Raw genomic sequence first — 15,309 nt, forward strand, 5'->3', positions numbered from 1 at the left:
GCGCGCCGGGCCAATTTCCAGATACCCCAACACCCCCAAAGCAAAACCCGGCCGGACCGTGAGGTCCGCGCCGGGCTTGTGTCTGTGCGGTAAGTGGAGGAGCCGGGCCACCAGGGCCCGGGTCCTTATTTCTGACCAGCGGAGGCCTGAGCCGCGCCGGTCGGATCATAGTTGACCGTATCCGGTGCGTAGTAATGCTCTTGCGCCCACAGGTACCAGTTATCGACCACGGTGCCGGTCAGCAGAATGCCGATCCCGCCCGTAAGCGTCGTCAGCACCGCGAACCACCATGCCCAGCGGTGGATCGATTCGAACGTGGCATTGAAGCCCATCACCCAGCGCCAGAAGATGGCGCCGCGCTCAGCCGCGGTGCCGCGATCGGTGATCTGTTCGATCTCGCGCTCCCCGCCGTAGCGGCCGAGGGCAAGGATCGTTGCCCCGTGCATCGCGAACAGGACGGCCGACCCATACAGGAAGACAATCGAGAGCGCGTGGAACGGGTTGTAGAACAGGTTACCGTAGACCAGCGAGAAGTTGTTGGTCCAATTGAGGTGCTCGAAGATGCCGAAAGGCACCGCTTCCGACCACTGGCCCATCAGCATGGGGCGGATGAAGCCCAGCACCAGGTAGAGCCAGATGGCCGACGCGAAGGCCCAGGGGATGTGCATCCCCATGCCCAGCGCCTTGGCGCGGTTATAGGTGCGCACCCACCACATCAGGATCGAGACCGTCAGACTGAACCCCGCGAGAATCCACCAGCCACCCTTGTCCAGCGGGACAAACGGGCTGAAGCCATATTCCGGCCCCGGGGGCGCGAGATAGAGCCAGAAGAATTCACGCATGAAGGTCTGCGGGCTCCATCCGGCTTGCGCCCAGAAATTCAGCCCGATGATCATGATCGCCAGCGTCCCGAAGGCCAGGCTGATCACCCCGGTGGTGCCGAGATAGACGGGGCCGATCTGGGCCTGGCCCAGCTTGCCCATCCAGTAGTTGTGGCCGACCAGGGCAATGCGCCCTTCGCTGCCGTCGAGGTGCGGGACGCCCATTTCGGGCGGCCCTTGCACCTGGACCTGTGTGAATATGTTTTGATAAGTCGCCATGGTTCAGGTGCTCCTTACGACCAGATCGGAATCTTCTTCCAGAAATCCCAGAATTCGATCCAGCTGCCGACATACAGAGTGCCGGAGATGACGATGCAGATGGCGCTCCAGAACCCGGCATTGAGCGCCAGGAACAGGCCCACCCGGTGAATGCCGAGCGTGCCGACCGAATAGCCGATGAAGTCACGGAAGTAGGTGTCTTCGTATTCGGGCGACTTGACGTCGGTGCCCCCGCTCGGATTGACCGCCGACAGCACCAGACCGCCATGCAGCGCGAGCGCGAGACAGTTCGTGAAGAAGAACGTGATCGCGAGCATGTGCACGGGGTTGTAGTGGAAGTTGCCGAAGGCGTAGCCGACGTTCGAGACCCACTCGAGGTGCGTCCAGATCCCGTAAGGGAAGCCGTTGCCCCATGCGCCCATCCACAAGGGACGGATGACGTTGAGCGAGACATAGGCGAACACGGCCACGCTGAAGGCGATCGGTACATGGTAGCTCATGCCGAGCTTGCGGGAGATTTCCGCCTGCCGCAGCACCCACGAAACGAAGGCGACAACGGCGCAGCAGGTGATGATCTGCCAGTATCCACCCTGCGCCATCGGCGCGAGGCTGAGGCCATATTCGATCGGTGGCGGATTGATCGAAATGAGCCACGGGTTGAGGGTCGGACCCTGTGTAGCGGCGGCGAAGATCAGCATGGTGCCCAGAAGGGCGCTGATCGCCGTCGTCACTCCAAAGAATCCGACATAAAACGGCCCGACCCAGAAGTCGAAAAGGTCGCCGCCGATTAATGTGCCACCGCGGACGCGGTATTTCCGCTCGAAACTAAGGAGCGCCATAGGTCCATCCTCCCCGCCAGCGAGGCGGGTGCTATAGGTTTGCCAAAAAGTGTTAGGAGGCAGGCAGGCGAACCTGCCCCCTCACATTTCAAGCAGGAACTATCCCGCCGCCGGAGCTTCCGACGATTCGATAGCTGCCTGAGCCGGTGCGGGTGCGCCGGGAGCGCGCTCGAGCCAGTTGTAGCGATCCGTGCTGAGCAGGATGAAGTGGATGGTGAACGCCAACACGGCGAGACCAACATGGAGCGCGACGAGGGCGCGACGGATGTCAAAGTAGAACCAAACTCTCCACATGGGAAAATTCCTTTCGTTTACCGATCAGATATCTGCACGGCCTGCCGATTGCAGGCAGCGCGCAATCATGACGGAATTAGAGCCAGGGCTTGTAGGCCCACATCAGGGCATGAGCCACGAGCGCGATCACCACATAAAGGGTGAAGGTGCCCATGAAGCCCTTGTGGATTTCCTGAGCCTCTTCAGGCGTCAGGTGAGTTCCGATACGTTCGTTCATCGGGTTTTCTCCGTTCAGTTGGGTTTGATTGAGAGCCCGAAAGCTCCCTTCGGCGTCCCCGCGTGATCCCCCACGTGGATTGGAGAGCCCCCTCGAAGGGGGCATGGGATTGTGCCGTCGCGAAAAGGCTCCGCGTCAGCGACAAAGAGTTGGGAAGGGCCGGCATGATCGTCATGCTCCCGCACCTTCAAGCAGCGCCTCGGCCAGGCAGTCTGCGGTAACTGTGGCATGCCCGCGGCGCCGCGCGGTCCGTTCGGCCAGATCGCGCAGGCGCTTGGCCGCGGAAATCCGAACCAGCACGGGCTGGGCTTCCACCAGCTGGTCAAGCTTGGTCTTGGCATCGTCGTCCCAAGCCAGTTGCGCTTCATTGCGCGTCGGTGTGGGGTCGACCCTGTCGAGTTCGGTGCCAAGCGGGAGGATGTGGAACAGCGCGTCAAACAGCGCATTGCACACTTCCTGCACCAGATAGGTCGCGCCGGCATAGCCCATGAAGGGTGTGCCGGTGTGGCGACGGATCGCCGCGCCGGGGAAGCTGGCGGGAATGAACTGCGGGCTCGGTCCGTATCCGCTGCCGGACTTTTCCGCCAGATACATGCGTTCGTTGTAGCTCCCGAACATCACCAGTGGCGGGTTGCTGTGCAGGGACTCGCGCACCGCATGGTTGTCGGTCTTCACCCCGGCGCAGCGCGAGGCCGCGATGGTGCAGGGCAGGCCCATGTCCCCTTCAAGGAACTGGCGGATACCGCGCGCATAGGTTTCATTGGCGACGATGCCGAAGCTTGCGGTGCCGAAGAAGTCCTGCGTCACCGAACGCCACAGATCCCACAAGGGTTTGATCGTGGTGTGCTTCTCGCGCTCAATGAACGGCTCAGGATCAAGTCCAAGCTCGGCGCCCAAGGCGCGCAGGAACTTGGTGGTCTGGGTGAGGCCAATCGGAGCCTGGAAATAGGGCCGTTCGAGCGTTTCGCACAGGTTGCGGCCAAACTCGCGGTACATGCAGACGTTCGCGTCCGATGTCGCGAGATCGCGGATGTCGGCAAGGTGGCTGCCCAAGGGGAACACGGCGCCGACTTCTGCGCCGATGCCTTCGATCAGTCGGCGGATCTCGGCCAGATCGCTCGGCATGTTGAACATGCCGTAGGACGGGCCGATGATGTTGACGCGGGGCTTTTCGCCATCCTTGCGTTCGCGCTTTTCCGGCATCTTCTTGGGGCCGAATTCGGTCCACAGCCAGGTCAGCGCGCGGTCGGCGCTCTGCCACTGATCCTCGTCGATGGTGCGCGGCAGGAAACGCTTGATATTGGTGCCTTCCGGCGTGACGCCGCCGCCGATCATCTCGGCGATCGAGCCGGTGACGACCACGCAGGGCAGCTCGGTGTCGAGCGTTTTCCACGCCCGCTTCATCGCGCCTTCGGTGCCGGTCTTGCCCAGCTCTTCCTCGCCAAGGCCGGTGACGACGATGGGCAGCTCATGCGGGGGCAGGGCGTCGGTGTAATGCAGCACCGAGGTGACGGGCAGGTTCTCGCAGCCCACCGGGCCGTCGATGATGACCTGCAACCCCTTCACCGCAGTGAAGACGTAGGTGGCGCCCCAGTAGCCCCCGGCGCGATCGTGGTCGAGGACGAGGGTCATGTGCCGATCGCCTCCGATGCCTTGCGCGCAGCCTCGTTGAGGGCGGCGTACTTCTTGCGGAACTTGGGCCGGTCGACGGGGAGGTCTTCCCACACGCCCGCAGCGTGCTCGGTGCCCACACCTTCGAAGAAATCGCGCATCGCATCGAAGCGGGCCTTGTTGCCCATCGCGGCGTTGATGACGGTGGCGAGGCTGCCTGCACCCGCCGGGCCCATCAGGGGCCGCGCGGAGATGAGGTTGGTGAAATAGAGCGCCGGGATCGCCTTTGCCTTGGCGTGCTGCACGACCGGCGTGGTGCCGATGGCGAGATCGGGGCGATATTCCTCGACCGCGGCAATGTCCTGCTCGAGACTGGCGCGGAACTGCACTTGCACGCCGCGCGCTTCGAGCCATTCGCGGTCGGCGTCCGACCACCGGGTGCGCGGGCAGGCCGAGCCGACATAGCGCACGTCCGCGCCGCTTTCGACCAGCAGGCGGGCAACCAGCAGCTCGGAGCCTTCATAGCCCGAGACCGTGATCCGCCCCTTGATCGGCATATTGGCGAGCGCGCCCTTGCAGGCGGCGACCATCGCGTTCTTGACGCCGTCGACCTTGGCCTGCGGCAGGCCCATCACATCGCCCAGCGATTGCAGCCAGGCGGCGGTGCCGTCCGCGCCGACCGGGGCCGAGCCGATGATCGGTCGTCCGGCCGCTTCGAATTCGCGGATCGAGGCGGTGTAGAAGGGGTGGATCGCAGCGACCACCGCGCAATCGAGCGCGGCATAGAGCTCGCGCCATTCGCGGGTCGGGACAACCGGCCCGGCAGCAAGGCCGAGGGGCGCAAGCATCTGACCGATCACCACGGGGTCAGCCGGGAACATCTCGCCCAGCAGCGCCACCGAAGGCAGGTCGAAACGTTCGCGCGGGGCCGCAACCGGCCCGCTCATCACTTCCTCGCGCGCATATTGCAGCATCGCGCCCGCGAGAACGTCCTTCGCCTCGGCGTGGGTCGGGATGCCGAAGCCGGGGACATCAATGCCGATGATTCGTACGCCGTTGATCTGCTTGCCTAGGAGCCGCAGCGGCACGCCGCTCGCGGTGGGGACGCACAGGTTGGTGACCACGATCGCGTCATAGAGCTCGGGGTCGGCGAGGCCTTCGACCGCTTCCTTGATGTCCTCGAACAGCTTGCCGGTGACGAGGGTTTCCGAGGAGAAGGGCACATAGCCCACCGTCCGCCGCGCGCCGTAGAAGTGCGAGGTGAAGGTCAGGCCATAGACGCAGCAGGCCGAACCTGAGAGCACGGTCGCGGTGCGCCGCATTCTCAGGCCCACCCGAAGTGACCCGAACGCAGGGCACATGGATTGGGGTTGGTCGTGCGGGCCGACGGGGTAGTCGGCGGCATATTGATCGAGGATCTCGCTCTTGCCCGCGGCGCGGGCAGCCTGGTTCATGGTGTCCTTCGACGCGCAAGCCCCCGCGGCCGGATCGAGGTCGATCCGGTCAGCAGCGCGCGGGACGGCGTCAAAGGCGTTATGGTCGCTCATGCCTCGTCGTAGACCACTTCGAGGCTGGGGCGGGTTTCGAACACGCCGCCGCGCATGTCGGCTTGCGTGGCCGGGACCAGCTCGACATTGCCGCCGGTCTCGTCAGGGCTGAACAGGCCGAGGAGGCCGTCCTGTGACAGCGGATTGGGACGTAGCGGCGGAGCTTCGGCGACGTTGATCGCGAGCTCTTCAAACAAGCTCGCCCATTCGCCACCAGGGATGCCGATGATCTGGTAATTGGCGCTCTTGCGGCGGATATCCTCGTTGGCGGGGATCGCGGTGAGCACCGGAATGCCGACCGCGTCGGCAAAGGCCTTGGCCTCGCCCGTGCCGTCGTCCTTGTTGACGATCATGCCAGCAACGCCGACGTTGCCGCCCATCTTGCGGAAATATTCGACCGCCTGGCACACATTGTTCGCCACGTAGAGCGATTGCAGGTCGTTCGAGCCGACCACGATCACCTTCTGGCACATGTCCCGCGCGATCGGCAGGCCGAACCCGCCGCACACCACGTCGCCGAGGAAATCGAGCAAGACGTAATCGAAGCCCCAATCGTGGAAGCCCAGCTTTTCGAGCAGTTCGAAGCCGTGGATGATCCCGCGCCCGCCGCAGCCGCGCCCGACTTCGGGGCCGCCGAGTTCCATCGCGAAAACGCCGTCGCGCTGGAAGCACACATCCTCGATGCGCACTTCCTCACCGGCGAGCTTCTTGCGGCTGGAGGTTTCGATGATGGTCGGGCAGCTCTTGCCGCCGAACAGCAGGCTCGTGGTGTCGCTCTTGGGATCGCAGCCGATCAGCAGCACGCGCTTGCCCTGCTGGGCCATCATGTAGCTGAGGTTGGAGAGCGCGAAGCTCTTGCCGCTGCCGCCCTTGCCGTAGATCGCAATGACCTGCGTTTCGCTCTTCACCTCGCCGGTGTGGACCGGATCGGGTTCGTGGCTCGCTTCTTCGCGAAGGTCGGCGGCCTGGGTATCAAGCACGGACATCAGCATTCGCTCCAATCGAGGACCATCTTCAGGCAATCGGGATCGCTGAAGGCTTGGGGGTAGGCGTCGAGCGCCTCTCCGGCAGGACGCCGGTTGGTGACTAGGCCCTTCAGATCGAGCCTCCCGCATTCAATCAGTGCCCGCGTTTCAGCGAGGTCGCCGGGTTGCCATTCGGCGGCGACGCGGAAATGCGCTTCCCGCATGAAGGCCGCAGGGAAGGCGAAACTCACCCGTTCGGAATAGAAGCCCGCGAGGACGATCTCGCCGCCCTTGGCCAGACGCATGACGAGATCGTCGATCAGGCCGGCGTCGCCGCTGGCATCGTAGATCGCGTGATAATCGCGGCGGTCGTCCGTGGTCGGGTCGATGGCGTTGTAGCCAACCGCGCCAAGGCGGCGGGCGGGGTTGGTTTCCCACACGGTCGGCGCTGCACCGCCCAAGGCCAGCGTCAGGCGGGCCAGCAGACGGCCGAGCACGCCATGACCGATGATAAGGTCAGGCAGCGCCTCGCGCCGGGCAAAGCCGCCCTTGATCGCATGGAGCGCCGTCGCAGCCAGCGCGCACAATACGCCGGATTCGCCCAGATGTTCGGGAATGGGGAGCGCGCGCGCCGAAGGCACGATCACGCGCCTCGCCGTCCCACCAAACAATCCGCGTGCGTCCTGATAGCAATTGGCACCGGGGACGAAGACCCAGTCGCCGATCCGGGCGCGGGCTTCGGGTCCGGAATCGACGATGCGACCGACCGATTCGTAGCCGGGCACCAGCGGATAGCCGAGCCCGGGAAAGGGCGGCATCCGCCCGCTCCACAGCAGTTTCTCGGTGCCGGTACTGATTCCGCTGAAGGCAATTTCGACAAGAACGTCTGCGGCTTCCGCTGGCTTCATCTCGAGCGACCGAAGCGCAAGGCGCTCCGGAGCTTCAAGAATGACGGCCAGGGTGTTCATCGCTTCGTGCTCCCATTTTCCCGGATTCCGCAGCGCGAACGCCGACTCGAAAGTCCGAAAAAAACGTTCTCCCATCTGTTTGCTACGCCTTACAACATTGACTGTCAAACAACTTGGACAATTTATGCTCAGGCCGTGGCAATAATGATGCTTGCGTTGACCGGTTGTGCTGTCGCGACGACCCGAGCCGATGCGAACCCGGCTGCATCCAGCATGGCGATGATCTCGGCCGGGCTGCGGGGCCGCCCCGAGCCCATCGCCCAAAGGTAGAGGCCGAAAAACGCCTCGCCCATCGGTTCTGCGCCGGGAATCTGCGCCATCGGCTCGGCAATCAGCAGCTGTGCGCCGGGGGCAAGGCTGGCACGGATATTGGCGAGCAGGCCTTGCGCGGGCGCGTCGTCGTGATCGTGCAGGATACGGATCAGCGAGACCATGTCGTAGCCTTGGGGTATGGAATCCTTGAAGAAATTTCCCGGATGCCCCATCACACGGCTGGCCCCGAGCGTCTCGCCGAGGATCTTGGCGCCGGTCTCGGCCACTTCGGGCAAGTCGAACAGGCCGAGCTTGAGATGCGGCCAGGCCGCGCCGATATGGCGCAGGAACGCGCCATGTCCGCCGCCGACATCGAGCAGCCGCTCGACATCGCGGAAACCGACCGAGGCCAGCACTTCGTCAGCCACGAAATGCTGTGACGCGGCCATCAGCTGCGAATACTCCGCCGTATCCGTACCGCGCTCGCTCGCCCCGTGGAGCGCGCCCGCATAGGTCCAGAACCGCGACAGTGCGGTGGGCTCCTGCCGATCGGCGCGTAACAGCATGAGCGGATCGGCAAGGTCAGCATAGAGCAAGCGGTGGTGGCGCACCATTGCCTGAACGCCCGGATTGCTCGCGAATACAGCACCTTGTTCGCCGAGCATCCACTGATCAGGCGCAGGTTCCTCGGACAGCATCAGCGAGCGGCCCGCGCGCAGCAGGGTCAGCGCGGCGCTTTCCGACAGGTCGATCCGCGTGGCGATCTCGGCAGCGCTGAGCGGGCCGTTCTTCAACACATCGAACAGCCCGCTTTCAACAAAGGCGCGCAAGACCTGCGAATAGGCGAAGCCAGCCAGCAGATCGAAAGCGGCGTCAGCGCGGGAGCGGGCGATCCACTTGATGACCGGCAGACGCGCGGCCCAGTGCTGGAACTTCGGCGAGGCAAACACGCGGTTGCGGCGCGTGACATATCCGACCTTGAATGCGGCCCATTTGCTCACTGTCGGGGTGTTTCACTGGCCATATGTCTAAATAATTGGACAGACACGTACGTAAGGTCAATGATAATCGCCGGGTTGACGGGAGCTGAGACAGGTGGACGCGCGAGTCGTCGTGATCGGGGCAGGGATAGGCGGGCTGACCAGCGCCGCCCTGCTCGCCGCGCGCGGGGCCGATGTGACCGTGCTCGAAAAAGAGGCGTGGGTCGGCGGCAAGGCGCGGCGGGTCGTGGTGGACGGCGCGGAGATCGACGGCGGGCCGACCGTGTTCACCTATCGCAAGGTTTTCGACGAGGTTTTCGCGGCTTGTGGCGCGGTTTTGGAAGATCATGTCACCGTCAATCGCGCCGAGGTGATCGCACGTCATGCGTGGGACGATAGCGGCCACCTCGACCTCTACGCGGATCGCGACCGCAGCATTGATGCCGTGGGTGCCTTCGCCGGGGCGGAAGCGGCGCGCGGCTATCGCAGCTTTACAGAAGAGGCGGCACGGATCTTCGCAGTGCTCGAAGAGCCCTTCCTGCGCGGCGACAAGGCGTCGACCCCGCTGCCGATGATGTGGCGGATCGGGCCGTGGAAGCTGGGCGACATGCTCGCGATGCGCCCGTTCGATGGGATGTGGAACGCGCTGGGCGGCCATTTCAAAGACCCGCGCCTCCAGCAATTGTTCGGCCGCTACGCCACCTATTGCGGATCATCCCCCTTCGCCGCGCCCGCCACGCTGATGCTGATCGCGCATGTCGAGGCGCGCGGGGTGTGGCTGATTGAGGGCGGAATCCATGCGCTGGCCAAGGCGATTGCGGGCCTTGCCACGCAGCAAGGCGCGCGGGTGCGGACGAATGCCGCTGTCGCCGAAGTGCTCACCGCGAACGGGCGCACCAGCGGCGTCAGGCTCGCCTCGGGCGAGGTGCTCCCCGCCGATATCGTGATCTGCAACGGCGATCCGGGCGCGCTTGCCGCCGGACGGTTTGGGCAAGACGCGACGCGCGCGGTGCCCGCAATCCCGCGCGCCAAGCGCTCGCTGTCCGCGCTGGTGTGGTATGCCCATGCCGAGACCAGCGGCTTTGATCTCACCCACCACAATGTCTTCTTCTCGCGCGATTACGCCCGCGAGTTCCGCCAAATCGGCCAGGGCGGTACGCCGTCAGAGCCGACCGTCTATGTCTGCGCCATCGACCGCGGCGCACGCATCGGCGACCCGGCACCCCCGCCCGGCACCCGCGAACGAATCCAGATCATCGTCAACGCCCCCGCCAACGGAGACGTCCACGCCTATACACCCGAGGAGAGAGCCCGATGCACGCAAGCCATGATGGCCACGCTGAAACGCTGCGGCCTGCAGCTGGAGGAGCCGTTGCCGCATCAGCTCATGACCCCTCAGGACTGGGAGGGTCTGTTCCCGGCCACGGGCGGCGCCCTTTATGGCAGAGCGTCGCACGGCTGGGCGGCCTCTTTCCAGCGGCAGGGGCCCAAGACCCGACTGCCCGGTCTCTATTGCACGGGCGGGGCGACCCACCCGGCAGCTGGGGTGCCCATGGCAGCCTTGTCCGGGCAGCTGGTAGCGCGGGTCATCGCGAAGGACCTCGCTTCGATGAGGACATCCCGCCCGGTGGCTATTCCTGGTGGTATGTCGACGCGATCAGTGACGACGGGCAGCACGGGCTGACGATCATCGCGTTCCTCGGGAGCGTGTTCTCCCCCTATTACAAGCGCTCCGGCCGCCACGACCCGCTCGACCACGCCTGCCTCAACGTCGCGCTCTATGGCCCGCAACACCGTTGGGTGATGACCGAGCGCGGGCGCGGCGCGGTGGAGCGGGATGCCAGCAATCTCGTGATCGGGCCAAGCGCGGTGCGCTGGGATGGCGAGGCGCTGACGATCGACATCGTCGAGGGTGACACCCGCCTGTTCGTCCCGTGGCAGCGCCCGGTGCACGGACGCGTCCGGGTGTTCCCTGAAGCGCTCAACCGCACCGCCTTCGCGCTCGACGGGGCCGAAAGCCACATCTGGCACTGCCTCGCCCCGCGCGCACGGATCGAAGTGGAGATGAGCTCGCCCGGCATTGCGTGGAGCGGCAAGGCCTATCTCGATCACAACCGCGGCGCGGAGCCGCTGGAGGCCGGCTTCAACACCTGGCACTGGTCGCGCGCGCATCTGAACGAAGGGGCGCTGGTCTGCTACGAGGGCGAACGCGGTGACGGTTCGCTGTTTGCCAGCGCCCTGCGGTTCGGCGCCGATGGCGTGCCCGAGCCGGTCGATCTGCCGCCCATCGCCCAGTTGCCGCCGAGCAAGTGGCGTGTTGATCGCCGCACCCGCTCCGATATCGGCGTCGCCGAAGTGCGCCGCACGTGGGAGGATACGCCGTTCTACGCCCGCTCCGAACTCGCCTCGCGTTTCGCGGGCGAGGAGGTGGTAGCGGTGCAGGAGAGCCTCGACATGCGGCGCTTCTCCTCGCCGCTGGTGCAGTTCATGCTGCCCTACCGGATGCCGCGTCGGAAGGGTTAGAGGCGCCTTGAGGGTGTCCGCTTCCGGGCGTAACCTAACGAGATGTTAAGGGCGGGGTTTGGGTGCATGTGTGCCACTCTCGTCATCCCAGCGAAAGCTGGGACCCAGAGCGGCAAGCGCTGCATGTGATGGCCCTAGGCCCCAGCGTTTGCTGGGGTGACGGTAAGGGCCGCTACGGGGTCGCTAGCCTAGCGGCAGCTTTTGGCCGACGCGCAGCAAAGCGGACATTCACTCTCTGGCGTTGCGCTCAGTCTCGCCATTCCGCTCGGCCGCCTCTTTTGCTGCCTTTTCGGCGCGGGTCTTCTTCAGCATCCGGTCCATCTTGACCCACTGCCAGACGCCTAACCCGATGGCGATGCCATAGAACAGCACCAGCTCGATCCATCCGAATGTGCCGCTATCCATGGCGCGCCTCCTGGCTTTGCTCGGCGAGGAAGGTTGCGATCAGCGCAGCGGCTTTCCCGGGCGCTTCCTCATGGGCAAGATGGCCGAGACCGGGAAGCACGTCCAGCCGCGCATTCGCCAGCCAGCTATGGGCGTCCCTGGCCCAGTCGAGCGGGATGGCGGGGTCATTCGCACCGTGGATCAGCAGCACCGGATTGCGCACCTCGCCCATCCGCAACCGCAGGCCCGGCAAGTCCCAGTTCGCCATCATGGCGAGCGCGCCGCCCGCGTGCGCGGGGTGCTTCAACAGGGTGCGGTAACAGGCCAGCCCCTCGGCATCGAGATGCGAGTGGGTCGATCGCCACAGGAATGTCTTGGCGCCGCCGACCAGATCGATGCTCCCGGCAAAGAACCGCGGCACCAGCGGGTTGACGAACAGCGCCCTTGCCACCGCCGGGAAAATCTGGGCGAGCGCACCGGGGAAGGGTCGCAGCGCGGAATTGAGCCCGATGATCGGGCCGGTGTAGCCGTGGTCTAGCGCCAGTTGCAGCGCAATCGCCGCGCCGGCCGAATGGCCGACGATGGCGGTGGGCTGCACGTCGAGCGCCTGCATCAGCCCGGCAATCTCGCTCGCCATCGCAGGCAGGCTCATCGCATAGGCATCATGCCCCGTGGTGAAGGCATGGCGCGGCAGATCGGGGGCGATGATGGTGTGGGTCTGCGCCAGCAGCGGCATCAGCCCGCGCCACGAATGGACTGATGCACCCGTGCCGTGGAGCAGCAGCAGCGGCGGGCCGCTTCCCATGCGCTGCACGTGCCAGCGCTTCGCGCCGAGGCTGACGAACGCGCTCGCCTCGCGATGCGGCCAGATCAGACCTTCGCGGTTCCAGTCGAGGCTGCTCATGCCGCCTTGCCGATGGGCTGGACGGCGTTGATCGCAGCCGTGATCATCCGGGCGTCGGCGCGGGGAAGGGCGAGAAAGCGTCCGCCCAGCGCAGCGGCCAGGGCTGCGCCTTCGGGGCCGGGGCGGGCGGAGATGTCGACCACCAATGCGTCGATCCCGCGTGCGGCGATCGCCTTGGCGGCGGTCTCGGCATCGGCGGTGGCTTGGGGCCTTCCGGGCGCGCCGTCGGCGGCGATGTTGGCGCGGCCATCGGTGAGGATCACCAGCGCCGCGCTCCGCCCCTTGGCGATGACCGCCTCGGCCACCTCGCGGGCGGCGTTGAGGCCCATCGCGAGCGGCGTTCCCCCACCGCCGGGCAATTCCGCCAGCGTCCGCCGTGCCCGCGTCAGCGAGCGGGTGGGGGGCAGGATCAGCTCGGCACTCGTTCCCCGGAACGCGACCAGCGCGACTTCGGAGCGGGTGACATAGGCCTGCCCCAGCATCAGCTCGACCGCGCCCTTGGCCTCGGCGAGGCGCGCTGCCGCTGCCGATCCGCTGGCATCGACCGCGAAGATGGTGACGCGGGCGGCGCGTTCCTCGAACCGGCGGATGCGCAGGTCTTCCTTCCGCATCAGGATCGCCGAGGCGTCATTGGCGCCCACCTCACGCCGCCTGACGGCCTGCCACGGCACGGCCGCGCGCAGCGAGTCGATCAGCGCCAGCTTGTGCCCGCCGCGTGGCATGCCGGGACGCGCACCCAAAGGCTTGCCGCGCGTGGCGGCCTTGCGCTTCTGCCCGGTGCCGCTGCTGCTGGACCGGCGCGGGGCCTTGCCTTGGGCGAGTTGCGCGAGCAGGTCCGCCGGGATCGCCGCCTTGGCCGCTTCGACCAGAATGTCGGAGAGGTCGAGCTCCTGCTGCTGCTCTTCGCTGTCGGACGGGTCATCCCGCTCGCTGTCAGGGGGAGGCGGCTGATCTTCGGGCGGAGTATCCTGTTCCTGCGGCGGCAGGCGCGTGGCGCGCGGGGCGAGCACCAGCCTGACAGCACCGGTCAAATCGCCCCGCTCGGCAAGGCCGCGCCCGTCGAGTGCGGCAAGCCCGCGCGCGGCCTCTCCCGCAAAGATCAGCGCCCGCACGCTTTCCACCCCAAGCGCGTCAGCCGTCGCAGCGAGCGCGCGCAGGGCGTCATCGTCCAGAGGAGCCACCTCGGCCAATGCACCGGCCGCAGGGGCCAGCGCCACCCCCTGCCAACGCCGTGAGGTCGACAGGTCGCAGGCAAAGGCGAGGCGTTCGGTCAGGCTGGCGGGCGGCGCGTCCTCGGGCTCGGTCGCATCGTCGAGCAGCACCAGCGCGGCCTGGCCCTCATGCAAAGGGTCGTCGAGAGCCTGCGCCAACCGCCCGGCAATGCCGCCATCCATCCGCTCGGCCATGCCCGCGAGCAGAGCGCCGCCGCGCGCTTCCTCGATCAGACCCGTCTGACGGACCGGGCGACCGGCGGAGAGGCTGGCGGCGAGATCGATCCCGCCCAGCAGCCGCTCGTCATCAATATGCCCCGGCATCCGTCTCAGCGTTACGCCCGTGCTCAATGCCGTTACCAGCGCCTCCCGCGCCGGGCTGCTGCCGCGCAGAACCATGCCTTTGAAGGTGGCCGGAGCCAGAGCAAACAGCCGCGCCGCCAGCACCGCATCGTCAAGCGGGTCGGCGAGGTCGGGGGAGGTCATCCGAACAGCTCGGCAATCGCCCGGGTGATGCGCACGGTGGAGCCGGTTTCGTCCAGCACATCGCGCCGCAGCCGGTGGCGTAAGGCCAGCGGGGCAATGGCGATCATGTGCTTGCGGGTGACGGCCTTCGCCCCCTCCAGCGCCGCCAGCGCGCGGGCGGCGCGCATCAGGGTGAGCTCGCCGCGCAGCCCGTCCGCGCCCACGGCGAGGCACAGGTTGGCGGCATCGCGCAGCACATCATCGCCCGCTTCCAGCTTCGGCAGCCGCGCCTTGCCCTTGGCCACGCGCTTGAGGATCGCCTCGTCCTCGCCCGCCCAACGCGCAGCAAAGCCTTCGGGATCACGCTCGTTCTCGGCGACGAGGCGCATGATCGCGATGCGGGTTTCGATATCCTTGGGGCTGCGCACTTCCACCGAAAGCCCGAAGCGGTCGAGCAATTGCGGGCGCAGTTCGCCCTCTTCGGGGTTGCCGCTGCCGATCAGCACGAACTTGGCCGGGTGGCGGACCGACAGGCCCTCCCGCTCGACCACGTTCTCGCCCGAGGCCGCCACGTCCAGCAACAGATCGACCAGATGATCTTCGAGCAGGTTGATCTCGTCGATATAGAGAAACCCGCGATGCGCCTTGGCCAGCAGACCCGGTTCAAACGCCTTTTCGCCGGAGCGCAGTGCGCGTTCCAGATCGAGCGAGCCGATCACCCGGTCCTCGGTCGCGCCCAAGGGCATGTCGACGAAGGGCACCGCGCGCTTCACCATCTTGCCCGTGCCGCAGACGCCCGGATAGCGCGCTTGATCCTCCTTCGAACAGCCATAGGCGCAGCCATCCGCGGCCATGATCGGCGGCAGCAGGCTCGCCAAAGCCCGCGCGGCGGTGGACTTGCCGGTGCCGCGATCGCCGAACACCATCACCCCGCCAATGCTGGGGTCGACGGCGGCGATCAGAAGCGCCTGTTTCATCTCGTCCTGACCGACGATTGCGGAGAAGGGGAAGCGTGCCATGTGGGGCGTCTTGTGAACCTTCGGGAGGGT

The 15,309-nt window shown here is 66.1% G+C and carries 15 protein-coding genes; 2 read left to right on the forward strand and 13 right to left on the reverse strand.

Features of this window, described 5'->3' with window-relative positions; genetic code table 11:
- Window positions 1-125: 125 nt before the first annotated feature.
- The 9 genes from pufM to ACLBKT_RS01955 all read right to left on the reverse strand — a co-directional run bounded on the left by pufM (window position 126) and on the right by ACLBKT_RS01955 (window position 8,794).
- The gene (pufM, locus tag ACLBKT_RS01915; RefSeq protein WP_410181293.1) at window positions 126-1,100 is read right to left on the reverse strand and encodes a photosynthetic reaction center subunit M; all 975 of its coding nucleotides are present in this window, start codon (window positions 1,098-1,100) and stop codon (window positions 126-128) included.
- 14 nt (window positions 1,101-1,114) lie between these two features.
- The gene (gene pufL / locus ACLBKT_RS01920) at window positions 1,115-1,939 is read right to left on the reverse strand and encodes a photosynthetic reaction center subunit L (RefSeq protein ID WP_410181294.1); all 825 of its coding nucleotides are present in this window, start codon (window positions 1,937-1,939) and stop codon (window positions 1,115-1,117) included.
- A 99-nt stretch (window positions 1,940-2,038) separates the two neighbouring features.
- The gene (pufA, locus tag ACLBKT_RS01925; RefSeq protein WP_160761936.1) at window positions 2,039-2,233 is read right to left on the reverse strand and encodes a light-harvesting antenna LH1, alpha subunit; all 195 of its coding nucleotides are present in this window, start codon (window positions 2,231-2,233) and stop codon (window positions 2,039-2,041) included.
- A 76-nt stretch (window positions 2,234-2,309) separates the two neighbouring features.
- On the reverse strand, window positions 2,310-2,450 hold the full coding sequence (pufB, locus tag ACLBKT_RS01930; protein WP_160761937.1) for a light-harvesting antenna LH1, beta subunit: 141 nt from the start codon (window positions 2,448-2,450) through the stop codon (window positions 2,310-2,312).
- Between the two features lie 171 nt (window positions 2,451-2,621).
- The gene (gene bchZ / locus ACLBKT_RS01935; RefSeq protein ID WP_410181295.1) at window positions 2,622-4,082 is read right to left on the reverse strand and encodes a chlorophyllide a reductase subunit Z; all 1,461 of its coding nucleotides are present in this window, start codon (window positions 4,080-4,082) and stop codon (window positions 2,622-2,624) included.
- Window positions 4,079-5,608 carry a chlorophyllide a reductase subunit Y gene (gene bchY / locus ACLBKT_RS01940; RefSeq protein ID WP_410181296.1) on the reverse strand — a complete coding sequence of 510 codons (1,530 nt, stop codon included), beginning with the start codon at window positions 5,606-5,608 and terminating at the stop codon, window positions 4,079-4,081. The genes bchZ and bchY overlap by 4 nt, the downstream gene beginning before the upstream one ends.
- Entirely contained in the window at window positions 5,605-6,594 is a 990-nt protein-coding gene (locus ACLBKT_RS01945; RefSeq protein WP_410181297.1) for a chlorophyllide a reductase iron protein subunit X, read from the reverse strand. Before ACLBKT_RS01945 ends, bchY begins: the two co-directional genes overlap by 4 nt.
- Window positions 6,594-7,541 (reverse strand): chlorophyll synthesis pathway protein BchC, encoded by a 948-nt coding sequence (bchC, locus tag ACLBKT_RS01950; RefSeq protein ID WP_410181298.1) that lies wholly within the window; start codon window positions 7,539-7,541, stop codon window positions 6,594-6,596. The genes ACLBKT_RS01945 and bchC overlap by 1 nt, the downstream gene beginning before the upstream one ends.
- Window positions 7,542-7,669: 128 nt before the next feature.
- A complete protein-coding gene (locus ACLBKT_RS01955) occupies window positions 7,670-8,794 on the reverse strand; it encodes a methyltransferase (RefSeq protein WP_410181299.1) in 1,125 nt (374 codons plus the stop codon).
- 94 nt (window positions 8,795-8,888) lie between these two features.
- Here ACLBKT_RS01955 and crtD point away from each other — a divergent pair, with 94 nt between their 5' ends.
- Complete coding sequence (gene crtD, locus ACLBKT_RS01960; protein WP_410181300.1) at window positions 8,889-10,457, forward strand: 1-hydroxycarotenoid 3,4-desaturase CrtD; 1,569 nt, start codon at window positions 8,889-8,891, stop codon at window positions 10,455-10,457.
- Between the two features lie 23 nt (window positions 10,458-10,480).
- A complete protein-coding gene (locus ACLBKT_RS01965; RefSeq protein WP_410181301.1) occupies window positions 10,481-11,296 on the forward strand; it encodes a hydroxyneurosporene dehydrogenase in 816 nt (271 codons plus the stop codon).
- A gap of 228 nt (window positions 11,297-11,524) precedes the next feature.
- Here the strand turns inward: ACLBKT_RS01965 and ACLBKT_RS01970 are convergent, their stop codons facing one another.
- The 4 genes from ACLBKT_RS01970 to bchI are packed head-to-tail and all read right to left on the reverse strand — an operon-like array spanning window position 11,525 to window position 15,279.
- Entirely contained in the window at window positions 11,525-11,701 is a 177-nt protein-coding gene (locus ACLBKT_RS01970) for a hypothetical protein (protein WP_410181302.1), read from the reverse strand.
- Window positions 11,694-12,584, reverse strand: coding sequence for an alpha/beta fold hydrolase BchO (gene bchO / locus ACLBKT_RS01975; RefSeq protein ID WP_410181303.1), 891 nt, complete (start codon window positions 12,582-12,584; stop codon window positions 11,694-11,696). The genes ACLBKT_RS01970 and bchO overlap by 8 nt, the downstream gene beginning before the upstream one ends.
- Window positions 12,581-14,281 (reverse strand): magnesium chelatase subunit D, encoded by a 1,701-nt coding sequence (locus tag ACLBKT_RS01980; protein ID WP_410181304.1) that lies wholly within the window; start codon window positions 14,279-14,281, stop codon window positions 12,581-12,583. Before ACLBKT_RS01980 ends, bchO begins: the two co-directional genes overlap by 4 nt.
- Complete coding sequence (gene bchI / locus ACLBKT_RS01985) at window positions 14,278-15,279, reverse strand: magnesium chelatase ATPase subunit I (RefSeq protein ID WP_410181305.1); 1,002 nt, start codon at window positions 15,277-15,279, stop codon at window positions 14,278-14,280. Before bchI ends, ACLBKT_RS01980 begins: the two co-directional genes overlap by 4 nt.
- Window positions 15,280-15,309: the final 30 nt, after the last annotated feature.

This window comes from Erythrobacter sp. W302b (assembly GCF_046452395.1).
GTDB lineage: Bacteria > Pseudomonadota > Alphaproteobacteria > Sphingomonadales > Sphingomonadaceae > Erythrobacter.